Here is a 24,147-nt window from a genome sequence, read left to right on the forward strand (position 1 = left end):
AAGCAGAGCGACGCCGGGGTCTTGGGCAGCCGACCACGCCGGCTGAACAGCCCCGGCGCGATACCTCAACAGTACCGCCATCCCGCCGCCACGGCGCCGCCTCACCCGGCTTCTTGTCCTGATCGGCGCCGAGCAGGTCGTACCACCGGTACCGGCCGCCGACGCCGGGGTCACTCGCGGCCGCCGAGCAAGCTGATCGGTGGCGACTTGGTCGCCACCCAGGCGGTTCCGGCGGCGGTGGCTCCGACGACGACCAGGGAGCCACCGAGGATCAAGGCGAGCAAGCGCCAGGGGATCGCGACGACCACGACGCCGTAGGTGCTCGCAGTACCGGTGGCGACGCCGGCCAGGGCCGCGGCTGCGACGATGCAGCCGAGCAGGACGCCGATGAGGACGACGGTCAGCGACTCGACCAGGGCGACCAGAACGACCTGCGCTTTGGTCAGGCCGGCCATCCTCGCCAACGCGAACTCGCGTCGCCGCTCGACTGCCGCCATCACGATCGCGTTCACGACGGCGACCGCGGCGTAGACACCGGCCAATCCCATCAGTACCGCGAAGATGGCCGTATTGCCGCGCTGCTGCGTTTCGCCCCGGCTCTGAGCCCAGTCGGCGACCGTACGCCCACCCAGCCGGTGCGCTGCCGCTGTCAGGTCGGCGCCGTCGGCGAACTTCACCAGCGTCTCCGTCCGGCCGGTCGGCGTCAGCGCGCGCGGGACGAAGAAGTTGTCACCGACGTCCAGCGTCTCGGGCAGGATCGCGACCACCTTCAGCTCGACCGCGCGACCGTCGATGGTTGCTGCCAGCACCGAGTTCAGTTGGTAGCCCTCGGCGCTCATCCCCGGCCCGATCGCGATCGTCGCGCCGGTCAGCCGGTCGAGCGATCCCTTGCGTGGAAGGAGTTTGTGAGTGCGCTGCCAAGCCGCTGGATCGATGCCGATCGCCTCGGAGTACACAGTCGAGCGGTTGTGCCGGACCGTGATCGGGACACTCGTCTGCGGTGACGCGACGGCGATGTCGGCGGCAGGTGCGACCATACCGCTCACCACCAGATCAGCAGTGACGAGTTGACGTTGCTCCTCGCCCACCGCCTTGGCCAGCGAGCCGAAGGTCCCCCACAGACCGAGCAACAGCCCGACCAGCACGATCAACGGAGCGGCCGTCGCGGCGCTGCGGCGTACTGCGTGCAGCACGTTGGCGCGAGCCAGGTCGGCGACGAGACTGCCGCGCAAGGCGAGCGCCGGGAGCCGTCCGGCCAACGGTACGGCGATCGGGCTCAGCTGGCTCAGGGCGACCGAGCCGCTGACCATCACCAGCAACGCGATCATCAAACCGGCGACCAGGTCCCGCGATGCCTGACCGACGACGACGAACAAGATGGTGACCGCAACCGCCGACAGCCCCCAGAACCATCGCCAGCCCGTCATCACTTGCTGACCGGCAGGCAGCTCCGCCAGGGCTTCGAGCGCGCTGATCCGTGAGGCCCGCCAGGCAGCCGCGAAGACTCCGACGAGCGCGGTCGAGACGCCGACCACAGCCGCGGCCGACAAGGCTCCGGAGTCCCAGGGCGCCCTGAACCAAGGCGGCAGCATTCCCAAGGAGACAAGGAGTTTCGATTGCGCAAGGGTGCCCAGCACACCGAGCGGTATGCCGGCCGCCGTTCCCAGCAAGCCCAACAGGAGAGCCTCGCCGAGCAGCATCAGCCGGAGGCTGCCGCGTTGCGCTCCGACCAGGCGGAGCAACGCCAACTCCCGCCGCCGTTGCGCGACGGTGAAGCCGAACGTCGTACTGACGATGAACACAGTGAGGAAGACGGCAAGCATCACCGCCATCCCCAACAGCGTCGCCACACCCGCGTAACCGTCCCGGATGTGCGCCCGCTCAGCCCCCGAGAGCCCGGCCGGCAGTACCGGCCGGTCCGTCGCCGCCATCACCTGCAGCGCGGACTGCACCAACCCCACTCCAAGCGCCACCGCAACCACAGCGCCGGCGAACAGTTGCCACCGGTCGCGAAGCGCACCCACAGAAATCCTCAGCATGCCCACCAGCCAACCGGCTGGATCGCCGGCCCACCCTCCCCCCAACGCCCGTCCGCAGTAGCGCAAGCGCTACCGATCTGAGCTGACCCAAAGGCCATACCAAACAGTATGGTATGGTCGCCGCATGGTGGCTCAGGAGGACTGGCTCGAGGCCGGCTTGAAGGTGCTGGCGACCGAGGGGTCGCCGGCGCTCACGATCGAGCGGCTCACCGGCGAGCTGGGGTTGAGCAAGGGGTCCTACTACCACCATTTCAAAGGGGCGGGCGGATTCCGGACCGCCTTGCTCGAGTACTTCGAGAAGCGGTTCACCACGCGGCTGATCGACACCGTGGAGCAACACCCCGAGGCTGATGCGGCGAGCAAGCTGACCCAGTTGATGGAGCTGGTGCTGGCCGACGCGGATCACGTGCGGCTCGAGATCGCGGTACGGGCCTGGGCTCTGCAGGATCCCGAGGCGCGGGCCGCACAGGAGCGGGTCGATCACGCCAGAACCGCTTATCTACAAGAGCTTTGCCGTGGGATCGACGCGGTCGAGGAGCCCGAGCAACTGGCCCGGCTGCTCTACCTGATCCTGATCGGCGCCGAACAGGTCGTACCACCGGTACCGGCCACCGAGTTGCGCGCGCTCTACGTGACCACATTGACCCTGGCGACCGGCAAACCGTTCCTCATGTGAGAAGGAGCCCGCCATGCCGACATACACCGATCTCCCCGAACTAGCCGATCTCCTGCCGGAAGCCGACGTCGTCGACGTGAAGACGGCAACCGGCCCGGTAAGCCTCCGCGAGTTCGTCGCGGGCGCGCTGAGCCTCGAGTCCCGCGCAGGCCAAGCCGTCTTCGCACTCCGCGTTCCGGTGGCCAAACTGCTGCGACTCGAGATGACCGGAATGCCTTCCAGAACAAGGCTCCGCCCCGAGGACATCAGCTTCACCCCCGGCGACCAGCTCTCGTTCTTCACGATCGACCGCGGCGAGGAAGAGCACTACCTCCTCCTGAAGGTCACCGACAACCACCTGTTCGCCTACCTCGCGATCATCGTCGACGACTCCGGCCCGATCCGCGCCTTCAAGGTGGTCACCCTCGTCCACTACCTCCGCAACGCGGGCCGCCTCTACTTCAACCTGATCCGCCCCTTCCACCACATCGCGATCCGTCTGATGTGCCGCTCGGGCGTCCGCGCTGCTAGCGCAGGTGGGTGAGTAGGGCGGTGAAGTCGGCGTGGTCGTAGGGGCGCGCGCCGATCAGGGACTGGAGCAGGATGCCGTCTAGGGCTGCGACCAGGAGGCTTGCTTTCTGGGGGTTCGTGGTGAAGTTGCGGGCGATCTGAGTGAGGGGTTCGAGCCACGCGGCGGCGGCTTCGCGGAGGGCGGGGCGGCGGGCTGCGAGGAGGTACAGCTCGTACTCCGCCAGCGTGCGGCCGCGCCGATAGACCAAGCAGTGCTCGATCAGTCGCGCCAGCTCGTCGGCTGGGCGAGCGCCCATCTCGTTGACCCGCTCGTGGAGCTCGGCCGCCAGGTCGTCAGCTGCCCAGGTCAGCGCTGCCACCAGCAGGTCGTCCAGCGAGGAGAAGTGGTACGTCGTCGACGCCAGCGAGACCCTGGCCTCGGCGGCGACGGCCCGATGGCTGACCCCGGCAACGCCGTCCCGCTCGATCACCGCCAGCGTCGCCGTCAGCAACTCCACGCGCCGCAGTTGCCCGCGTACACGGCGTCCGTCAGCCACCTTCAACCCTCCTGACCTGCAGGAACAGCAAACTAACAGGACAGACGTACTGATTGTTTTTGACCCCCGAAATCGGCTGGATCCGCTCCGGAGGCGGCCTACGCTTCTTGTCGTGACTGACCCCCAGCAGCCCACAACCACTCCCCCGAACGCCCCGATCAGCACCGCCATGCGGCGTGCGCTGAAGCGGGCGGACGACGGCAAGACGCTCGACCCGGCAGAGGTCGAGGTACTGCTGTCCGCCTCCGGCCCCGCACTCGAGCAGTTGATGTCGACCGCCGCGCGGGTGCGTGACCAGGGGCTGGCCGACGCGGGCCGGAGCGGGATCATCACCTACTCCAAGAAGGTGTTCATCCCGCTGACCCGGTTGTGCCGGGACCGCTGCCACTACTGCACGTTCGCGACGACGCCGGGGCGCGTGCACTCGCCGTACCTGAGTCCCGACGAGGTGCTGGAGATCGCCCGGCAGGGCGCCGCGCTCGGTTGCAAGGAAGCGCTCTTCACACTCGGCGACGCTCCCGAGGACCGCTGGGACGCCGCGAAGAAGTGGCTCGAAGAGGCCGGCTACGACAGCACGCTCGACTACGTGCGGGCGATGTCGATCCGGGTGCTCGAGGAGACCGGCCTGCTGCCGCACCTCAACCCGGGCGTCATGTCGTGGCAGAACCTGCAGCGGCTCAAGCCGGTCGCGCCGAGCATGGGGATGATGCTCGAGACCACCTCGCGGCGGCTGTTCGAGGAGAAGGGTCAGCCGCATTTCGGTTCGCCCGACAAGGATCCGGCGATCCGGCTGCGGGTGCTGGAGGATGCGGGACGGTCGAACGTACCGTTCACCACCGGGCTGTTGATCGGCATCGGGGAGAACCTCGAGGAGCGGGCCGACTCGATCTTCGCGCTGCGCAAGATCGCTCGCCAGTACGGCGGTATCCAGGAAGTCATCATCCAGGGCTTCCGGGTGAAGCCGGACACGGCGATGCGCAACGACGCCGACGTACCGCTGGACGAGTGGCTCGCGGCGATCGCGGTCACCCGAGTGGTGCTCGGTCCGCGGATGCGCGTCCAGGCACCGCCGAACCTGGTCGACCTGGCCGAGGCGCGGTTGCTGCTCGACGCCGGTGTCGACGACTTCGGTGGCGTCTCGCCATTGACGCCGGACCACGTGAACCCCGAACGCCCCTGGCCGCAGATCGACGACCTGGCCAAGGTCACCGCCGACGCCGGTTTCACCTTGCGCGAAAGGCTCACCGCGCACCCGGAGTACCTGCGTGAACCTTGGCTGGACCCGCGCCTGATCTCACACGTCGAAGCACTCGTAGACCCCGAGACCGGACTGGCCAACGAGTCGGCCTTCCCCAAAGGCCTCCCCTGGCAGGAGCCCGACGGCGGCTGGGACAGCGTCGGCCGCACCGACCTCCACACCGCCATCGACACCGAAGGCCGCCGCACCGAAACCCGCTCCGACTTCGACGCCGCCTACGGCGACTGGGACGTACTCCGCGAAGACGTGGCCGCTCGTCGAGCCGGCGAAGCCGCCGGCGGCGTGAGCGCGCCGGAGCGGATCGCGGCGGAGACCAAAGCAGCTCTTGCTGCGGCTGAGCGGGATCCGGCGGGGCTTTCTGATGCTCAGGCGTTGACGTTGATGACGGCGGCTGGGCCCGCGTTGGATCAGTTGGCGCGGATTGCTGACGATCTACGCAAGGCGGTCGTTGGCGATGACGTGACCTACGTGGTCAACCGGAACATCAACTTCACCAATGTCTGCTACACCGGCTGCCGGTTCTGTGCGTTTGCACAGCGGCGGACCGATGCGGACGCGTACTCACTCTCGATGGACGAGGTCGCCCAGCGGGCCGAAGAGGCTTGGGTGATCGGCGCGACCGAGGTCTGCATGCAGGGCGGTATCCACCCCGACCTTCCCGGTACTGCGTACGCGGACCTCGTCCGGGCCGTCAAAGAGCGCGTCCCGGAGATGCACGTCCACGCCTACTCCCCGATGGAGATCGTCAACGGCTCGGTCCGTACCGGCCTGTCGATCGAGGACTTCCTGATCTCCGTCAAGGAGGCCGGCCTGGGCAGCATCCCCGGTACCGCCGCCGAGATCCTCGACGACGACGTGCGCTGGATCCTCACCAAGGGAAAGTTGCCGACGGCAAGCTGGATCGAGGTGATCACGACCGCGCACAAGGTCGGCCTGCCGTCCAGCTCGACGATGATGTACGGCCACGTCGACGCTCCGCACCACTGGGTCCAGCACCTGCGGACGATCGCGGCGGTCCAGGACCAGACCGGCGGCTTCACCGAGTTCGTACTGCTGCCGTTCATCCACACCAACTCGCCGATCTACCTGGCCGGCGTGGCCCGCCCCGGTCCGACGTACGACGAGAACCGCGCGGTGCACGCGATGTCGCGGATCATGCTGCACGGCCGGATCGACAACATCCAGTGCTCCTGGGTCAAACTCGGCACCGACGGCTGCGTCGACGTGCTGAACGGCGGCGTCAACGACATCGGCGGCACCCTGATGGAGGAGACCATCAGCCGGATGGCCGGCTCCAAGCACGGCTCCCGCAAGTCCATCGAAGAACTCACTCAGATGGCGACGGCCGCCGGGCGTCCGGCCCGCCAGCGCACCACGACGTACGGCGAGGTCCCGCAGACCTCGCACACCGCGCTCGAACTGGCCTGAAAAAAGCACTTCCCGAAGTACTGGTCCCCAGATTCACAACCAGTACTTCGGGAAAAAAGAAACGCCGACCGTGTCGGGCGTCGGTCACCACCTCACTGGCGACCGGCGCCCCGGCGACACGGCCGGCGTCCTGCTTTGCCCCGAGAGGGCGGTTCGGCCCGAAGGAGGGAGGAACCACTGACTCATTCCGTGACCGGCAGGGGAGGTACAGTCCGGTCGCGGACGGGAGTCGCGGTGCCGCCTGGAGCCTTGTGCCAGCGACCCGTCCGTCGCCGACAACTGAACGTTGTCACGGCGTAGCTGACCGCCGCCATGAGCGCGGTCAAACATTTGCATTGATCTAGCGCAGGGCGACGCTCTGTATACACGACGTCGCTTTCCGTACCCACCAGTAGACAAGTTGCCTACCGCAACAACAATCCAGCGCTCAACCACCCCGACCGGTCTGGTCCGGTTAGGGGGTGGTGGCAACTATCAGTACGGGTAGGTGTCGTCGCGACGGGTCGGGTCCAGGTCCCAGAGGGAGAACTGGACCACCTTGTGCGACTCTTCGCCACCGGCCGGGGTGAGGCCGACGGTGTCGTAGTCCTTGGAACCGAGGCCGTCGAGGTAGCCGAGCAGCTCGAAGGCCGAGCGGGCGTCCTCGATGTCCTCGATCACCTCGTCGTTCTGGGCCTCGTCCGCGCGGCTGCGGACGTAGGCGACGAACGCCTCGGGATCGGTCACCACGAAGTCGTAGCGGGCCTGGTAGCTGAGCCGGATCCCGTTCTCCGGGACGATCGCCTCGTCCAGGTCGTCCAGGTCGCCGCGCTCGACCATCTCGCGGTAGTCGTCCGGGTCGTCGAAGTCGTCCGGACCCAGCGGCAGGTCGTCCAGCTCGTCGGGGTCGTAGGAGTCGATGCCGAGGAAGATGTCTCCCCAGCCGCGCTCGTGGACCGCGTCGGCGAGCACCCGGGCCTGGACCCGGACGTTCTCGATCGCCGTGGTGGCCCGCAGATCGTGCAGGTCCAGGGCGTCGGCTTGCGCCAGCAACACCTTCGCCAGTTCGCGGGCGGCCTCGGCGGCCGATGCGGGCTCAATCGGCTCACTCATGCTGAGACGGTACAACCATCGGCACATCCACTGCCGCGCCCGGTACGCCGAAAGCGTCCACCAGCTCCCCGGCGTACGGTCGAACGGTCGCGCAAAGTTCGTTCACCAGCGCCGTGATCGCCTTCGAACGGGCTCCCGACAGCCGCCCGTGCTCGATGTACCAGGCCCGCTCCGACTCGATCGTCACGAGCGCGTGCAGGTCGTAGAGATCGCGCAGCCGGTCCCGCGGAGTACCTTCCGGCGCAGCCTGTACCGCGGCCAGGAACGCCTCCGCCACCACCCGCTCCACATGCGCCCGGCCGGCCGCGATGACGTGGTCCTGACACCGGTTGAACGCCTCGAACGGTTCGACCCCGTCGTCGATCCCGCGCTTGAGCCGGCGAGCCACCCCGGCCAGCATGTGCTCCTCCCGGAAGCGCAGCATGCCGGAGTGGTACGCGTCGTCCCGCAGCCCGGCATCGGGGTCGGCAGCGTCGTTGCGATTCGGTACGACGTCGCGCAGCCGCTCGATCAGCGTGCGCAGAGCCGTCTTCTCCACCGCGATCTCGACCGCCTGCGCCGCGATGAATCGCGCCGTCCCGAGCGGGTCGAGCTTGCCGAACGACTCCCGGTAGTTGGTCAGCAACCCCTTGGCGACGAGCTGCAGCAGCACAGTGTTGTCACCCTCGAAGGTGGTGAACACGTCCGTGTCCGCCTTGAGCGTCGCCAGCCGGTTCTCGGCCAGGTACCCCGCGCCGCCACACGCCTCGCGGCACATCTGGATCGTCTCGGTCGCGTGCCAGGTCCCCAGCGCCTTCGTACCGGCCGCCTGCGCCTCCAACGCGCGCTGGTCGTGGTCGTCCTTCACGCCGTCGCCACCGAAGAGCCGGACGAACTCCTCCACCAGCTCCGCCTGGGCGAAATGCAGCGCGTACGTCCGGGCGAGCAGCGGCAGGAGCCGGCGCTGGTGCATGCGATAGTCGAGCAGCAAGGCTTCGTCCGCGCTGCCGGGCGCGCCGAACTGGCGGCGGCGGTCGGCGTACCGGATGGCGATCGTCAAGGCGACCTTGCTCGCGTTGATCGCGGCGCCACCGACCGAGACGCGGCCCTGGACGAGGGTGCCGAGCATGGTGAAGAAGCGCCGGTCCGGGTTCTCGATCTCACTGCTGTAGTTGCCTTGCGCATCGACCTGCGCGTAGCGGTCGAGGAGCGCGGTCCGTGGGACTCTGACCTGGTCGAAGACGATCCGGCCGTTGTCGACGCCGTTCAGGCCGAGCTTGGCGCCGCAGTCGGAGAGGGTGACGCCGGGGAGCGGGTCGCCTTCCGGCGTACGGATCGGGACGAGCAGGCAGTGCACGCCGTGGGTCTCGCCGCCGACGACGAGTTGGGCGAAGACGGCGGCCATCCGGCCGTGGCGGGCGGCGTTGCCGATGTAGTCCTTGCGCGCGGCGGCGGTCGGGGTGTGGATGACGAATTCCTCGGTCGCGGGGTCGTACGTCGCCGTCGTACCGAGCGCTTGGACGTTGGAGCCGTGGCCGGTCTCGGTCATCGCGAAGCAGCCGAGCAGGCGGCCCTCGATCGCGTCGGTGAGGTACTCGTCGTGGTGGCGGCTCGTGCCGAGGTGCAGGATCGCGCCGGCGAACAGGCCGAACTGCACACCCGCCTTGATCATCAGCGACAGGTCGCCGAAGGCCAGCGTCTCGAAGCCGGCGAGGAAACCGCCCAGGTCTCCCTGGCCGCCGTACTCCTTCGGGAAGCCGCGGGCGGTGTGGCCTTCTGCGGTGATCTGCTGCATCACCTCGAGCACCTTGTCCCGGTACTCCGCTCTGCTCAGCTCCAGCCCGGCGTCGAGCAGACCGGCGTTCGCCGCCAGCCCGTCGCGGACCAGATCCCGTGCCGCTTTGTGCGGCCCGTCCAGATACTCACGCAGCCCCGTACTCATGGTGACAACCTAATCCGCAGGCTCACCGGGCGCTGTGACGACGCTCGCGTTGGCGGTCGGTAAGGGAAAATGGCATACAGAATGCGCAGATGCGGCGATAAGATGCGGTTCGTGCCGAATTTGCGGATCAGTGAGGCTGCTGCGCTGCTCGGAGTCAGTGATGACACCTTGCGCCGGTGGGTCGACCAGGGGCGGTTGCCGGTAGTACAGGAGAGCGGCCGGATGGCCGTCGAGGGCGCGGCGCTGGCCGCCTTCGCGCAGGAGCTGGCGGAGTCGCCCGAACCGGGCAACATCACGGCCGCGTCCGCCCGCAACCGCATGCGCGGCATCGTCACGCGCGTCGTCAAGGACGGCGTGATGGCTCAGGTGGAGCTGCAGGCCGGTCCGTTCCGGGTCGTGTCGCTGATGAGCCGGGAAGCGGCGGACGAGCTCGGCCTGGAGCCGGGCGTGATCGCCGTCGCATCCATCAAATCCACCCATGTCGTCGTCGAGATCCCGGAGGCCTGATGTTCCGCCGTACCCTCGCAACCGCCGTCACTGCCGTTGCCGCCCTGACCCTGGTGAGCTGCGGTGACGACACCCCGGCGGCCTCGTCTCCGTCCAGCAACTCGAGCAGTACTGCAAGCCTCTCGGGCACGATCAACGTGTTCGCGGCGGCGTCGCTGACCGGGACCTTCACCCAGCTCGGCAAGGACTTCGAGGCCGCGCACCCCGGCGTCAAGGTGGTCTTCAACTTCGCCGGCAGCTCCGCGCTCGCAGAGCAGATCAACCAGGGCGCCCCCGCCGACGTCTTCGCCTCGGCCGCCCCGAAGAACATGGACCAGGTCACCGACAAGGGCACCCCGACCACGTTCGTGAAGAACGAGTTGGAGATCGCCGTCCCGAAGGGCAACCCGGGCAAGATCACCGGCCTGAAGGACTTCACCGACAAGAACCGCAAGATCGCCCTCTGCGCGGCAGAGGTCCCCTGCGGCGCCGCCGCCGACAAGGTCTTCGAAGCAGCCGGCCTCACCCCCCAGCCCGACACCCTCGAGAAGGACGTCAAGGCGGCCCTCACCAAGGTCAGCCTGGACGAGGTGGACGCAGCCCTCGTCTACAAGACCGACGTCCTGGCCGCCAAGAACAAGGTCGAAGGCATCGAGTTCCCCGAGGCCGCCAAAGCCATCAACGAATACCCCATAGCCACCCTCACCAACTCCAAGAACCCCAACACCGCCAAGTCCTTCGTCGACTACGTGTTGTCCGCCCAGGGCACCAAAGTCCTAACCGACGCAGGCTTCGAAGCCCCGTGAGAACCGCGCTCCAGCGCTCCGCGCTGGAGCGCGGTGATGGGGGACATACACCCCGCTGTTCGAGCAGCGCGGAGCGCAGAACCGACATGGAATGGCCGGCACGGCCTAGTGGACCCCGCACAGCCCCGAGGGGCTGTGGGCTCGCACAGCCCCGTGGGGCCCTGTGGACTCCCACAGTCCGGTCGTGCTCGTGGACTCCGCTCTACATCCATCGCCGGCCCGCGCGCAGCGCGGGGCGGCGGGGTTTGGCAGGTGAGATGAGATGTTGGGTGGCGTGATGGCTCGGCGGCAGCGGATTGGTGGGCGACTGCCTGTTGTGTTGTTGCTGCCTGCTCTGCTTGGCCTCGCCTTCCTGCTGGTCCCGTTGATCGGGTTGCTGGCTCAGGCGCCTTGGGGGACGTTGCCGGAGCGGTTGTTCAGTGCGGAGGTTGGGGAGGCGTTGAGGCTTTCGCTCGTCTGTGCGACGTCGGCGATGGTGATCTGTTTGGTTCTTGGGGTGCCGTTGGCTTGGTTGTTGGCTCGGGCGGAGTTGCCGGGGCGGGGGATCATCCGGGCGTTGGTGACGGTGCCGTTGGTGTTGCCGCCGGTGGTGGGCGGGGTGGCGTTGCTGTTGGTGCTTGGGCGGCGGGGGCTGGTGGGTGAGCGGCTGGATCTGTGGTTCGGGTTCACGTTGCCGTTCACGACTGCCGGGGTGATCGTCGCGGAGGCATTCGTGGCGATGCCGTTCCTGGTCATCTCCGTGGAGGGTGCGTTGAGAGCTGCCGACCCGCGGTACGAGGAAGCGGCGGCGACGCTGGGGGCTGGGCGGTGGCTGACGTTCCGGCGGGTTACTTTGCCGTCGATCGCGCCGGGCATCGTGGCGGGGGCGGTGCTGTGCTGGGCCCGGGCGCTTGGTGAGTTCGGCGCGACGATCACCTTCGCCGGCAACCTCCCCGGCCGTACGACGACGATGCCGCTCGCCGTCTACCTGGCGTTGGAGTCCGACCCCGACGTCGCCGTAGTACTCAGCATCGTGCTCCTCGCGGTGTCGGTCGTCGTACTGGCCTGCCTGCGCGAGCGTTGGATCAGTGGTCTCCGATGACCCTGTACGCCGACCTGCACGTGACCCGGGACGCCTTCCGCCTCGACCTCGACCTGACCGTCGAACCAGGCGAGGTGGTCGCCCTCCTCGGCCCCAACGGCGCCGGCAAGACCACCGCCCTCCGGGCGATCGCCGGACTCCTCCCGATCACCGACGGCAGCATCCGCCTCGACGACACCCTCTGGGACGAGCCACCGAGAACCTTCCGCTCGGCCGATCACCGCCCGATCGGAGTCGTGTTCCAGGACTACCTGCTCTTCGACCACCTGAGCGCCCTCGAGAACGTCGCCTTCGGCCTCCGCGCCCGCGGCACCGACAAGCGCACGGCCCGCGCCACCGCGGCCCGCTGGCTCGACACGGTCGGACTGGCGGAGTACGCGAAAACCCGCCCACGCTCCCTCTCCGGCGGCCAGGCCCAACGCGTAGCCCTAGCCCGGGCGCTCGCCACCTCCCCCGACCTACTACTACTCGACGAGCCATTAGCAGCCCTCGACGCCAGCACCACCCTCCACATCCGCGCCGAACTCGGCCAGCATCTCCAGCGGTACGACGGACGCACCCTCCTCGTCACCCACGACCCGCTGGACGCGATGGTCCTCGCCGACCGCCTGGTCATCGTGGAGCAGGGCCGCATCGTCCAGGAGGGCGCCCCGACAGAGATCGCCCGCCGCCCGCGCACGGAGTACGTCGCCCAACTGGTAGGCCTCAACCTCTACCGAGGCACAGCGGCCAACACCACCGTCACGCTCGATGACGGCGGCACCCTGACCATCGCCACCCCATCCGAGGGCAAGGTCTTCGTAGCCTTCCCACCCTCGGCCGTCAGCCTCTACCCCGAACCCCCCACCGGCACCCCCCGCAACACCTGGCCCATGCAGGTAGCCGGCATCGAACAACACGCCCACACCGTCCGCGTCCGCCTGATCCCCCACAACGCACCCGCCCCAGCAACCCTGCTGGCCGACATCACCACCGCAGCAGTGGCCGACCTCCACCTGACCCCCGGTCAAAAACTCCACGCCACCCTCAAAGCAACCGAAGTCCAGACGTACCCGGCCTAGTACGGCTCCCCCACGCAGTTCCTACGTCGCAGCTCCCACCCATCCCAAAACTTCGCGGGTCGGTGGTGGACCGGGCGGACCGCTACGCCATCAAACCCACGCCACACGGTCCCGACGCGCCCAACCCCACCATCGACTGCCCTCGCTTGATGCACTGGCGGTCCACCCACCACCAACAACCGTCCGGGGAAGGTGAGCTTCACCCGCGCAGGTGGGCGACGTGCTCGCGGGCCGACGCCAGAATTTCGACGATCTTGGCGCGTTCGTTGGTGGCGAAGCGGCGGACTTGGAGGTCCAGGACGGCCTGGGCCTGGATGTCGTCCAGGTCGAACTCGCGGGATACCGCCTGCAGTGACTCGTCCAACGATGTCGAGCTCGCCACGAGGTCGAGCAGTTCGGTGCGGCGGTCTACCGCAAGCAGGATGGCCTCGAAGATCCGCACTCGTTGTTCAGCCGGTTCCAGTTCCGATGTCATCAGCCGATCATGCCCGGCTGCTCCGGGGAGGCCAAGGGGCGGCCGGTTGCCTGGTGCAACGGTTGGGAGGGCGGATACTGGGTGGGACCGCTGGATCCACCCGATGGGAGAAGCCGTGGCCGAGCCGAGTACTGAATGGCGTGAAGTGATCGAGCCTGGGGAGGGTGCGCGGCACGAGGCGCAGGGGAAGGCCTTTGTGGAGATGCAGGGGCGGAAGGACGAGAAGTTCGGGACCGGGCGGGCGCTGCACCGCAAGCAGCTGGCTGCGTTGCGCGCGACGTTGGACGTGCCGGGTGACCTGCCCGCGCACGCCAAGCAGGGCATCTTCGCGATCCAGAACAAGTACGACACCTGGCTGCGGCTCTCCAACGGCGGCTTCAACCGGGCGCCGGATCGGGCGCCGGACATCCGCGGCTTCTCCATCAAGGTGCTCGGTGTCAGCGGCAAGGGCGCGCTCGGCGGTGAGGCCGCCTCGCAGGACTTCGCGCTGATCAACCACGAGCGATTCAGCTCGGCGACCAGCGAGGACTTCGCCAAGGTCGTCACCACCGGCGGCAGCACGCCGGGCAAGCTGCTGCTGCGGGTGCTCGAGAACCCCGGCATGATCCCCCAGCTCAAACTCGTCCAGGCGGCGCTCAAAGAACCTTTCAGCGGCTTCGCCACGCAGGACTTCTTCAGCGCCGCCCCGGTCGCCTTCGGCCCGTACGCCGTCCGCGTGAAGCTGGCCGCCGCTTCCGACCAGGTCAACGCGGCAGCGAGCGAGGACTGGGCCGCCGACATCTACCAGCGGCTCGACCAAGGCCCGCTGGTCTACGACTTCCAGGTGCAGTTCTTCACCGACGAGCAGCACACCCCGATCGAGGACGCCGCCCAGGTCTGGGACGCGCCGTACCTGACCGTCGGCCAGCTGACCATTCCGCGCCAGCACCCCGAGCCGGCCTTCGACAAGGAGATCGAGTCGGCCAAGTTCGACCCCTGGAACGCCCTCGTCGAGCACCGCCCGCTGGGCGAGGTGATGCGGGCCCGCAAGGTCGCCTACTTCGCCAGCCAGCAGCACCGATCGGCCGAGTAGCAGCCGCCACGAGGAAGGCAGCGACAAGTTACGCCCTGTTACGTCACCGCCACGAACTGGCATGATGTAACAGGGCTTTCACCGCTCAAAGTGATCACCATGTAACAAAGAGTGGTTATTTACCCATCCGTAGGGTGTGAGTTCTTCACGGTCTAGTCGTGACGTCATGCACTACGCCAGCCCTCCTCCCGTTGCCCAAGATGTGCCGGGCACACCAATGAGAGGGGGACGAATCGCCATGGAAAATTACGAGCTCTACTGCCTGGCCGACCGGCGGTTCTACGACTCCCCGACCAACCGCGGCGCCGAGCACCCGGACTTCGCGCTCTGTGCGCGACCGGTCCCGGCCGGCTGGAGCCACGTCCCCGGCGAGACCTGGATGCACTACGCGCCGGACGGTCTCGAGCTGCCGGCCCAGGGCTGGAAGATCCACGTCTCCTCGGGACTCGAGGACGCCGAGCAGACGCTGGCCGTGGTGTGGGACTACTGCGTCCCCCGCGGCATCGGGTTCAAGTTCCTGCGCAACGAGCCCGTGATGCTGATGGTCAACTCGAAGTCCGCCCCGCGCGGTTCGAGCGGCAAACTCGTCACCATCTACCCGGCCGACGAGGCCCAGCTGGAGCTCGTCCTCAAGGAGCTCGACGGCCTCCTGCAAGGGGTTCGCGGCCCGTACATCCTGAGCGACCTCCGGTACGCCGAAGGCCCGCTCTTCGTCCGGTACGGCGCCTTCGTCAGCCGGTACTGCCTCAACGAAGGTGGCGAGCGGGTGCTCGCCCTCGCCGACGACAGCGGCCGGCTCGTTCCGGATCATCGCGGCCCGACCTTCTCGATGCCGCCGTGGGTCGCCCTGCCGCCTTTCCTGCAAGAGCATCTGGACGCCCGCAACGCGGTCACCACGAACGAGCTGGCGTACACGATCGAAGGCGTCATCCAGTTCTCCAACGGCGGCGGCGTCTACCTCGGCCACCACAACGAGACCGGCGCGAAGGTCGTACTGAAGGAAGGCCGGCCGCTCGCCGGGCTGGACATGAGCGGCCGCGACGCGGTCGCCCGGGTCGGTCACGAGCGCGACATCCTGCAGCGCCTCGAAGGCCTGGACGTGGTCCCGAAGGTGCACGACTACTTCGAGCTGGGAGAGCACCACTTCCTGGTCCAGGAGTTCGTCGACGCGAACCCGCTCCAGCGCGAGCTGGTCAGCCGTTATCCGCTGACCCACCCGGACGCGACCGAGACCGAGCTGGCCGAGTACGCCGACTGGGCCGCGCGGATGGTCGCCGACGTCCAGGCCGCCGTCGCTCAATTGCATGGCCGTGGCGTCGTCTTCTGTGACCTCCACCCGGACAACGTGCTGCTCAGCAACGGTGAGCGGATGGTGCTGATCGACTTCGAAGTCGCGACGCTCGTCGAGGACCAGGCGCGGTCCGCGCTCGCCCATCCCGGATATGCCGCTCCCGGCGACCGGCAAGGTCCTGACGTCGATCTCTACGCGCTCGCCTGCATCACGCTCGGCCTGTTCGCGCCGCAGACGACGATGCTGCTGAATCTCCATCCCGGCAAGGCTTTCCAGCTCGCCGACATGATCGCCGACACCTTCCCGGTGCCGCGCGAGACGCTCGACGAGGCGGTCCGCACGATCGTCGGCCCCACGCTGACCAGCGACCCGGAGATGGAGTCGCTCGCGCTGCCAGGTCAGGCGGAATGGACCGACGTACGAGCGGCGCTCACCAAGGCGATCATCGCGAGTGCGACTCCCGAGCGCGACGACCGGCTGTTCCCCGGCGACATCGCCCAGTTCCAGCCCGGCGGCGGCACCAACCTTGCGACCGGGGCGGCCGGCGTGCTCTACGCTCTCGACCAAACCGGGGCCGGGCGCTTCCCGGAGTACGAGGACTGGCTGCGCAAGCACGCCCTCACCAGCGAGATCGGCCCCGGCCTGTACGACGGGCTGCACGGCGTCGCCCATGTCCTCAACGGCCTCGGCCACGAGCAGGACGCACTGGACCTCGTCGAGCGAACGCTGTCCGACCAGCTCGAGACGCGTGAGCTCGGCCTGCACAGCGGCCTGGCCGGCATCGGCCTCAACCTGCTGCACTTCACCGGCGAGCCAGTCCTGCGGGCCAAGGCGATCCACGTGGTCGACCTGGTGGCAGACCGGCTCGGCGACGTCACCGACGTACCGGAGACCAGCGGCGGCGACAAGCCGCGCGCCGGGCTGATGTACGGCTCGTCCGGACCGGCCCTGCTCTTCCTCGAGGCCTACGAGCTGACCGGCGACACCGGCTTGCTGGACCTTGCGGAGATCGCCCTCGGGCAGGACATCCGGCGCTGCGTCCAGACTCCCGACGGCACGGTCCAGGTGAACCAGGGCTGGCGCACACTTCCTTATCTGGAAGAGGGCTCGGCCGGGATCGCGCTCGTCCTGCGACGGTTCCTCGAGCTCCGGCCCGAGTCGGAACTGGCCGCGCAGCTCGACCCCCTGCGGCGGGTCACCCGCTGCTCCTACTACGTCCAGCCAGGCCTGTTCATGGGTCGCGCCGGTCTTCTCCTCGCCGCTCCGGCGCTCGGGGTCGAGACCACCGACCTGGTGCGCGGACTCGGCTGGCACGCGATGCCGTTCGAAGGCGGCCTCGCGTACCCCGGCAACCAGTTGCTCCGTCTCTCGATGGACCTGGCGACCGGATCGGCCGGCGTCCTGCTGGCCCTGGGTGCGGCGCTGCACGAGCAGCGCGTCACCCTCCCGTTCCTCGGACCTCCCCAGTGGTCCGAGTCCCCGTCCCTACTCATCTCGAAGGAGGTGTAAACAAATGGCACTTCTCGACCTTCAGGGTCTGGAGACCCCGGGCTACGGTCACGGCGGGCACGGCCACGGTGGCTCCACGCTCACCGTGCTGGGCTGTGGTTCCCAGCGTCCGAGCAACCTGAGCCTTCTGCTCTGCCACTGATCGGACTACGAGGCAGCGCCGCCGGACGTCGGTGAGTGATGACCAAGGCGGCGTGAACCCTCAGGTTCCGGGGGCCCTGGGTGGGCAGCATTCCCACCCAGGGCCGAACCTGTGTTCCCATTCGGGAGGAGGCACCCGTGCGACACCCCGACCTGAGCTACCCCGACGCCGAGCGTCTGCCGCTCGTCGATCATCTGCACGGCCACGCGATCCCCGATCCGTATCGCTGGCTGGAAGACGCCGCCACGCCGCAAACCCAAGCCTGGCAGGCGATCCAGGACCAGCTCTGGCTGAACCACGCGACCACGCTCCCCGGGCGGTACCAGCTCCGCAACCGGGTCCGAGCACTGTCGAGCGTCGGTTCCGTCTCCACTCCCGTCTGGCGCGGCGATCGCTGCTTCGTCCTCCGCCGCTCCGCCGCGCAGGAACATCCGGTCCTGTACGTCGATGACGCGGTCCTGCTCGACCCCCAGCAACTCGACCCGACCGGCCGCACCACGCTCGACAGCTGGCAGCCCTCCCCCGACGGCACCCTGCTCGCTTTCCAGATCTCGCGCGGCGGCGACGAACAGTCGATCCTGCACGTCCTCGACGTCGCCACCGGCGCTGTGGTCGACGGCCCGATCGATGGTTGCCGCTACTCCCCGGTCGCCTGGTTGCCGGACGGGAAGTCCTTCTACTACGTGCGATTCCGGCAGGTGCTGCATCACATCCTCGGCCGGTCCGACGACGAGCGGGTACTTCCCGGCGAAGCGGCGTACGGGCTGGATCTCAGTGCCGACGGCCGCTGGCTGACGATCTCGGCGGCTCGCGGGACCGCGAACGATCTCTGGCTCGCCGATCTCACGACGGACCAGCCGCCGGCCGTCGTCCAGCAAGGCGTCGACGCGATCACCATCATGTCGGTGTGCCGCGAGGGCCGCCTGTACGTCGTGACGACCCGCGATGCGCCGACCGGCAAGATCTGTGTCGGCGACCCCGAGGATCCGACCGTCTGGCGCGACTACGTCCCGGCCGATCCCGAGGCTCCGCTCAGCAGCCTCGCCATCCTCGACAAGGTGGTGCTCGTCGGGCGGACCCGGAACGCTGTCGGTGAGATCGCGATCCACGACCTGGTCACCGGGCGCTACCTGGACGATGTCCCGTTGCCTGGCGTCGGCTCGGTCGGCTCGCTGGTGAGCCGGCCGGAGGGTGACAACCAGGTCTGGTTCTCCTACACGGACAGCGTGACGCCGTCAGCCGTCTACCAGTACGACGTGACCTCGAACCGGACGACCCTGTGGTCGCCGCCGCCTGGTGCAATCGGAGTCGCGGACGCGGAGTCGCGGCAGGTCGACTTCACTTCACCGGACGGTACCGAGCTGCAACTGCTGGTCGTCGGCAAGCCGGGTGAGCACGGTCCGCGGCCCGCGATCCTCTACGGATATGGGGGTTTCGGGCAGTCGTTGACCCCGACGTACTCGGCCTTCGCGCTCGCCTGGGTGGCGGCCGGCGGCATCTTCGTCACGGCGACTCTGCGCGGTGGAGGTGAGCGCGGCGACGACTGGCACAAGGCCGGCATGCTCGACCAGAAGCAGAACGTCTTCGACGACTACCTCGCCGCGGCCGAAACTCTGATCGCCGAAGGCTGGACCACTCCCGACCAGCTGACTCTGTGCGGCGAATCCAACGGCGGCCTCTTGGTCGGCGCCGCCCTCACCCAACGCCCCGAACTCTTCGCTGCCGCGGTCCTCTCCGCGCCACTGCTCGACATGGTCCGCTACGAACACTCCGGCCTCGGCGCAAGCTGGGTGCCCGAGTTCGGCTCAGCCTCGGACCCGGCTCACTTGACCAACCTGCTGTCGTACTCGCCGTACCACCGAGTGCAGCCCGGCGTGAAGTACCCCGCCGTCCTCTTCACCGTCTTCGGCGGCGACACCCGGGTAGATCCCTTGCACGCAAGGAAGATGTGCGCCGCCCTCCAACACGCCACCAACAGCCCTGTCCTGCTCCGCCTAGAACAAGACTCCGGCCACGCCGGCGGATCAGCCAGCAAAGGCATCGGCCTGGCCGCCGACATGCTCGCCTTCCTGGCCCACCACACCGGCTTGATCCGATGACCGCACCTGCCACCTTTGGTGCCGTCGCTCGGCATGGGCGAGGATGGCTGCCGGTTATCGGCCTCACCGCGCTGACCGGTAGTGGGGTGGCTCTTGCTTTGCCTTCTGTGCTCGGGCATTCGGTCGATGCGATCGTTGCCGGTGACAACTACGGCAAGTGGTTCACCATCGCCGCCGCACTCATCACCACCGGCATCGTCTGCAGTCTGATCGACGCCTTCGCAGGCACGGCGTGTGTTGCCGGTACGACCGCCTGGCTCCGCCATCGCCTCGTCAACCAGGTTGTCAACGGAGGCCCCGAAGGCACCCGCGAGTTCGACCCCGGCGACCTGGTCAGCCGCGTCTCCGGCAATGCCTCCGACGCCGCCCAAGCCGGCCCTGCAGCCGTCACCACCGTCGCCGCCATGGCACCTCCGATCGGCAGCCTCGTCCTGCTCGCCCTGATCGACCCGTGGCTGGCCGTCGCCTTCTTCGGCGGCGTCATCCTCGTCGTCGGCGTCCTCTTCGTCTTCGCCCGCCGCACCGCCGAGCTCAGCCTCGCCTACCAGGAAACCCAGGGCCGCATCTCCGCCCTCCTCACCGAAGCAGTAGCCGGCCTCCGCACCATCACCTCCGCCGGCACCACAGCCCGCGAAGAGCGCCGCATCCTCGGCTTCCTCCCAGACCTCCACAAACACGGCCTGCAGACCTGGAAGGTGCTGGCCCGCTCCGGCGCCCAAGCCGCCATCGTCGGCCCGCTCGTCCTCGTCGCAGTTCTAGCCGTCGGCGGCCTCCAACTGGTCGACGGCCGCATCACCGCCGGCGAACTCTTCGCCGCCAGCCAGTACGCCGTACTCGGCGCCGGCCTCGGCAGCCTCACCGGCGTGATCGGCGAGATCGCCCGAGCCCGGGCCGGCATCCAGCGCGCAGCCGAGGTCTTCGCCATCACCCCCGTCGCCCACGGCCTGCTCACGCTGCCACCCGGCCCCGGCCGCCTGACCTTCGACGGCGTCACCGTCTTCGGCGAAGAATCGGCCCTGCTGCGAGACGTCCATCTCGACCTCCCCGGCGGCGCGACCGTCGCCGTGGTCGGCCCCAGCGGCGCCGGCAAGTCCATCCTGGCCGGGCTGGCCGCCCGCCTCCGCGACCCCCATTTCGGCCAGGTCCTGCTGGACGGCGTACCGCTCCAGGCCCTCAACCGCCAAGCCCTCCGTACTGCGGTCGGCTGCGCCTTCGAGCGCCCGACTCTGGTCGGCACGACTGTCGGCGACGCCATCTCACATGACGCCGTCGGCCCGGTCCGCACGCTGGCCGCCGCCCGCGCCACCCACGCGCACGACTTCGTCAGCCGCCTCCCCGACGGCTACTTCACTCCGTTGCCCAAGGCCCCTATGTCGGGTGGCGAGCGACAGCGTCTCGGCCTCGCCCGAGCCTGGCCCGCAAGCCGCCTACTGGTGCTCGACGACGCGACCTCGAGCCTCGACACCGCAACCGAGATGCAGATCAGCAAGACGCTGACCGAGGACCGCCACCGCCGCACCCGCCTGATCGTCACCCACCGGACCGCGACCGCCGCCCGCGCCGACCTCGTCGTCTGGCTCGACGGCGGTCAGGTCCGCGCGGTCGGCCCGCACCAAGAGCTATGGCAGGACGCCGCCTACCGCGAGGTCTTCGGATGAACCGAGAGCTCGCCTACGGCGCCGCCGCCCTCCGCAAACGATCCACGATCAAGCTCGCCCTCTGGTCGATCCCGGACATCCTCCCGACCGCCATCTACGGTGTCGCGGTCGCCCACGCCACGGACAACTTCCTCGACGGCCGCGCCTGGCAAGGGATCGCCTGGCTCGGCGGCCTGATCGCAGCGGCCTGCTTCGGCGCGGCCGGCTCCCACCAGGTCTACGGCCGTCTCGGCCACCTGGTCGAGCCGTTGAGAGACGACCTCGTCCGCCGCGTCGTCGGCGGTGCCCTGCGTACCGGTGACGAGGCAGCGGTGGCCCGGCTGAACCGCCAGGTCGAGATCGTCCGCGACACCTTCGCCGGTCTCGTGCTCGTGATCCGCAACTTCGCCGTCACGCTGCTCGGCGTACTGGTCGGGCTGTTGTCGTTGGCGCCTTTGGTCGCGGCGTTCGTCGTACCGCCGTTCCTGATCGGTTTCGCGTTGTCGCTGGCGGTGCTCGGGATGGCGGCCGATCGGGTGCGGGCGTCGCTGCAGGCCGATGAGGAGTTGGCGACTGCAGCGGGGATGACGTTCAGCGGCGTACGGGACATCACGGCGACTGGAGCTGAGGAGTTCGCGGAAGCCCTTGTAGGGAAGCCGATCGAGGCGCAGGCGGCTGCCGAGCGGTCCCTCGCGAAGGTGGCCGCGTTGCGGACGTTGTGCTTCGCGGTCGGCGGCTGGGCACCGCTGCTGATCCTGATGGCGGCAGGTCCTTGGCTGGTCGGTCGCGGGATCAGTACCGGCACGCTGCTCGGTGGTCTCACCTACGTACTCGTCGGTCTGCAGCCTGCGCTGAGCACGGTGATGGGTGCGCTTGGCGAGAGCGGGCTGCGCTATGTCATCACGCTCGGCCGCATTCTCGATTCGGCGGCGCCGACGCCCGCGCTGCGACCAGTTGACGAGGTGAACGGCTACCAGCTTCGGCTGCGTGGTTTGACCTTCGCCTACGGGCCGTCCGCGGATCCTGTGCTCGACGGGCTCGACCTGACCGTGGCCGAAGGCGAACATCTGGCCGTGGTGGGGCCGAGCGGCATCGGCAAGTCCACTCTTGCCGGGCTCGTCTGCGGCATGCTCGCGCCGACGAGTGGCCGGCTGTCGCTCGGCGGCGTACCGCCCAGCGAAGTACCAGTGGAGCGGCTGGCCACGACGCGGATACTGATTCCGCAGGAGGCGTACGTCTTCAGCGGACCGTTGATGGAGAACCTCACCTACCTGCTGCCCGACGCCACGATCTCCGAGGTCATGCAGGCCGTCGACGCCATCGGCGCCGAGCGGTTGGTCGAACGGCTCGGCGGATTCGGCGCCCGGGTGCGACCGGGCGAACTGTCCCCGGGCGAACGGCAGCTGATCGCACTCGTGCGCGCCTACCTGTCACCGGCGCCGCTGGTCGTCCTCGACGAGGCAACCTGCTTCCTCGATCCAGAGGCAGAGCGGCGCGCGGAAGAGGCCTTCGCCAAGCGCGGCGGCACGCTGATCGTGATCGCGCACCGGATCAGCTCGGCCTTGCGGGCTCGCCGCATCCTCGTCCTCGACGGCAACAAGGCAGCCATTGGCACCCACCAGACGCTGTTGCGGACCTCACCGCTCTACCGCGAACTCCTCGGCCACTGGCAACCCGCGGCCGATCAGATCCAGCCGGCCTCGTGAGCCGTCAGATCCAGCCGGCGTCCTGGGCCTTGCGGATCGCCTCGATGCGGCTGCGCGCCCCCGTCTTGGCGAGGATGCGGGACAGATAGTTCCGCACTGTGCCCGCGCTCAGGCTGAGCGTCCGGGCGATCTCCTGCGCGGTCGCACCGGTGGTCACCTGCCGCAGTACTTCGCATTCGCGGTCGGTGAGCGGGTTGTCACCCGCCTTGAGCGCGGCGACGGCGAGCCGGACGTCGACCACGGGCAACCCCTTGGCGACGTCGCGCACCGCCTCAGCCAGTTGGTCGGTGGACGAGTCCGTCGCGATCAGCCCGATCCGCGGCGCCTGCTTGACCAGCGCGAGGCTGGTCGCGGCGATCGCCTCGTGGTCGATCAGCACGAGCACGCCGCGGCCGGTCAGCTTGCGGCACAGGTCCTCGATCCCGAGCTTGCCGGGCAGTTGCGGATCGAGCAGCACGACATGCGGCCGCCGGCCGACCGCGACCATCACCTCGTCCGAGGACTCCACCTCGGCCACCACGTCCAGGTCGTTCTCTCGGGACAACACCGCGGCCAGTGCACCTCGCACCATCGTGCCGCGGTGGCCGAGGACTACTCGGATCACCGCACGCCCCCATCACGTCGATTGCCTCAGCACGGCACCGCCCAGGCGTCGGCCCGGTCCCGTCCTTCCCTCAACGAGCGAACTCCTCGGAGGGCACGGGTGAATCCGGTTCCGTGCCTCAAGCAAGCGCTTGTCCCCAACCCGAGAACAGCCGCCCTGGCAACCTCGACCAAGAAGTCGCGACCATGACCAAGAACTGGCGACCATGACCATGAAATCGCGACCTTGAACAAGAACTGGCGACCTTGAACACGAAATATCGTGTCCAAGCCCACCGCCACCTGTGCAAGCCCACCAGTGGTGGGCTTGCACACGCACCGGCGACCTTGAACACCTAAAGGGGACCTTGAACAGGAAATATCGTGTTCAAGGTCGCCGATAGGTGTTCAAGCCCACACTGGTTGGCTGAACAGTTGGCGGAGTCGGCTGACCGGGTGGCGCGGACGGGCGCTGAAACAGATCTGTTTCAGGCGGGAAACCGTTCTGTTGTTGGGTTTTCGGGATCTTCGGAGTCTGCGAAATCTTCTGCGGAAATGCGGATCCCTCTTGCGCTCCGGCGTTGCTTCGAGCACGATGGGCCGATCACGTCGTTACCGATGCGTGATCATTCGGACGCTGTCTCGTGATCTGCCCGGATGCCCGTCCCCTGCACCCCTCGAAGGGAGTGGTACCTCACCAGACTGCGGAGCCCGGTTCGGCTGCAGAGTACGAGCGGCCG

The 24,147-nt window shown here is 68.3% G+C and carries 19 protein-coding genes; 13 read left to right on the forward strand and 6 right to left on the reverse strand.

The window, feature by feature from the left end; genetic code table 11:
• Positions 1 to 170: 170 nt before the first annotated feature.
• A complete protein-coding gene (locus tag AB0M15_RS04905) occupies positions 171 to 2,039 on the reverse strand; it encodes an ABC transporter permease (RefSeq protein WP_363813963.1) in 1,869 nt (622 codons plus the stop codon).
• A 124-nt stretch (positions 2,040 to 2,163) separates the two neighbouring features.
• Here AB0M15_RS04905 and AB0M15_RS04910 point away from each other — a divergent pair, with 124 nt between their 5' ends.
• Positions 2,164 to 2,715 (forward strand): TetR/AcrR family transcriptional regulator, encoded by a 552-nt coding sequence (locus tag AB0M15_RS04910; protein WP_363813965.1) that lies wholly within the window; start codon positions 2,164 to 2,166, stop codon positions 2,713 to 2,715.
• Between the two features lie 13 nt (positions 2,716 to 2,728).
• Entirely contained in the window at positions 2,729 to 3,238 is a 510-nt protein-coding gene (locus tag AB0M15_RS04915) for a DUF2867 domain-containing protein (RefSeq protein WP_363813966.1), read from the forward strand.
• On the opposite strand, the gene AB0M15_RS04920 is transcribed toward AB0M15_RS04915, so the two are convergent.
• Positions 3,222 to 3,761, reverse strand: a complete 540-nt coding sequence (locus tag AB0M15_RS04920) for a TetR family transcriptional regulator (protein WP_363813968.1) — start codon at positions 3,759 to 3,761, stop codon at positions 3,222 to 3,224. The genes AB0M15_RS04915 and AB0M15_RS04920 overlap by 17 nt on opposite strands.
• A 169-nt stretch (positions 3,762 to 3,930) precedes the next feature.
• Here AB0M15_RS04920 and AB0M15_RS04925 point away from each other — a divergent pair, with 169 nt between their 5' ends.
• The gene (locus AB0M15_RS04925) at positions 3,931 to 6,447 is read left to right on the forward strand and encodes a bifunctional FO biosynthesis protein CofGH (RefSeq protein WP_363814571.1); all 2,517 of its coding nucleotides are present in this window, start codon (positions 3,931 to 3,933) and stop codon (positions 6,445 to 6,447) included.
• Between the two features lie 474 nt (positions 6,448 to 6,921).
• On the opposite strand, the gene AB0M15_RS04930 is transcribed toward AB0M15_RS04925, so the two are convergent.
• Together AB0M15_RS04930 and AB0M15_RS04935 are read right to left on the reverse strand one after the other, a co-directional pair.
• The gene (locus AB0M15_RS04930; protein WP_363813970.1) at positions 6,922 to 7,539 is read right to left on the reverse strand and encodes a hypothetical protein; all 618 of its coding nucleotides are present in this window, start codon (positions 7,537 to 7,539) and stop codon (positions 6,922 to 6,924) included.
• Positions 7,532 to 9,460 (reverse strand): acyl-CoA dehydrogenase, encoded by a 1,929-nt coding sequence (locus tag AB0M15_RS04935; RefSeq protein ID WP_363813972.1) that lies wholly within the window; start codon positions 9,458 to 9,460, stop codon positions 7,532 to 7,534. Before AB0M15_RS04935 ends, AB0M15_RS04930 begins: the two co-directional genes overlap by 8 nt.
• A 111-nt stretch (positions 9,461 to 9,571) precedes the next feature.
• Between AB0M15_RS04935 and AB0M15_RS04940 the strand changes: the two genes are divergently transcribed.
• The 4 genes from AB0M15_RS04940 to AB0M15_RS04955 all read left to right on the forward strand — a co-directional run bounded on the left by AB0M15_RS04940 (position 9,572) and on the right by AB0M15_RS04955 (position 12,894).
• Positions 9,572 to 9,967, forward strand: coding sequence for a helix-turn-helix transcriptional regulator (locus AB0M15_RS04940; RefSeq protein ID WP_363813974.1), 396 nt, complete (start codon positions 9,572 to 9,574; stop codon positions 9,965 to 9,967).
• Positions 9,967 to 10,752, forward strand: a complete 786-nt coding sequence (modA, locus tag AB0M15_RS04945) for a molybdate ABC transporter substrate-binding protein (RefSeq protein ID WP_363813975.1) — start codon at positions 9,967 to 9,969, stop codon at positions 10,750 to 10,752. Before AB0M15_RS04940 ends, modA begins: the two co-directional genes overlap by 1 nt.
• 262 nt (positions 10,753 to 11,014) lie before the next feature.
• Positions 11,015 to 11,833, forward strand: a complete 819-nt coding sequence (modB, locus tag AB0M15_RS04950) for a molybdate ABC transporter permease subunit (protein ID WP_363813977.1) — start codon at positions 11,015 to 11,017, stop codon at positions 11,831 to 11,833.
• Entirely contained in the window at positions 11,830 to 12,894 is a 1,065-nt protein-coding gene (locus AB0M15_RS04955; RefSeq protein ID WP_363813979.1) for an ABC transporter ATP-binding protein, read from the forward strand. Before modB ends, AB0M15_RS04955 begins: the two co-directional genes overlap by 4 nt.
• Positions 12,895 to 13,093: 199 nt before the next feature.
• Here AB0M15_RS04955 and AB0M15_RS04960 read toward each other — a convergent pair whose 3' ends face one another.
• Entirely contained in the window at positions 13,094 to 13,369 is a 276-nt protein-coding gene (locus AB0M15_RS04960) for a DNA gyrase subunit A (RefSeq protein ID WP_363813981.1), read from the reverse strand.
• A 103-nt stretch (positions 13,370 to 13,472) separates the two neighbouring features.
• On the opposite strand from AB0M15_RS04960, the gene AB0M15_RS04965 reads away from it, so the two are divergent.
• From AB0M15_RS04965 to AB0M15_RS04990, 6 genes are all read left to right on the forward strand, one after another.
• On the forward strand, positions 13,473 to 14,441 hold the full coding sequence (locus AB0M15_RS04965; RefSeq protein WP_363813982.1) for a hypothetical protein: 969 nt from the start codon (positions 13,473 to 13,475) through the stop codon (positions 14,439 to 14,441).
• Between the two features lie 238 nt (positions 14,442 to 14,679).
• A complete protein-coding gene (lanKC, locus tag AB0M15_RS04970) occupies positions 14,680 to 17,241 on the forward strand; it encodes a class III lanthionine synthetase LanKC (protein ID WP_363813984.1) in 2,562 nt (853 codons plus the stop codon).
• Between the two features lie 4 nt (positions 17,242 to 17,245).
• Positions 17,246 to 17,383 carry a SapB/AmfS family lanthipeptide gene (locus tag AB0M15_RS04975; RefSeq protein ID WP_328330177.1) on the forward strand — a complete coding sequence of 46 codons (138 nt, stop codon included), beginning with the start codon at positions 17,246 to 17,248 and terminating at the stop codon, positions 17,381 to 17,383.
• Positions 17,384 to 17,520: 137 nt separating this feature from the next.
• The gene (locus AB0M15_RS04980; protein WP_363813986.1) at positions 17,521 to 19,482 is read left to right on the forward strand and encodes a prolyl oligopeptidase family serine peptidase; all 1,962 of its coding nucleotides are present in this window, start codon (positions 17,521 to 17,523) and stop codon (positions 19,480 to 19,482) included.
• Positions 19,479 to 21,140, forward strand: coding sequence for an ABC transporter ATP-binding protein (locus tag AB0M15_RS04985; protein ID WP_363813987.1), 1,662 nt, complete (start codon positions 19,479 to 19,481; stop codon positions 21,138 to 21,140). The genes AB0M15_RS04980 and AB0M15_RS04985 overlap by 4 nt, the downstream gene beginning before the upstream one ends.
• Entirely contained in the window at positions 21,137 to 22,825 is a 1,689-nt protein-coding gene (locus tag AB0M15_RS04990; protein ID WP_363813989.1) for an ABC transporter ATP-binding protein, read from the forward strand. The genes AB0M15_RS04985 and AB0M15_RS04990 overlap by 4 nt, the downstream gene beginning before the upstream one ends.
• A gap of 4 nt (positions 22,826 to 22,829) precedes the next feature.
• Here the strand turns inward: AB0M15_RS04990 and AB0M15_RS04995 are convergent, their stop codons facing one another.
• Positions 22,830 to 23,429: a response regulator transcription factor gene (locus AB0M15_RS04995; protein ID WP_363813991.1), complete on the reverse strand. Its 600-nt coding sequence runs from the start codon at positions 23,427 to 23,429 to the stop codon at positions 22,830 to 22,832.
• Positions 23,430 to 24,147: the final 718 nt, after the last annotated feature.

This window comes from Kribbella sp. NPDC051718 (genome assembly GCF_040681515.1).
In the GTDB taxonomy this organism is placed as follows: Bacteria; Actinomycetota; Actinomycetes; order Propionibacteriales; family Kribbellaceae; genus Kribbella.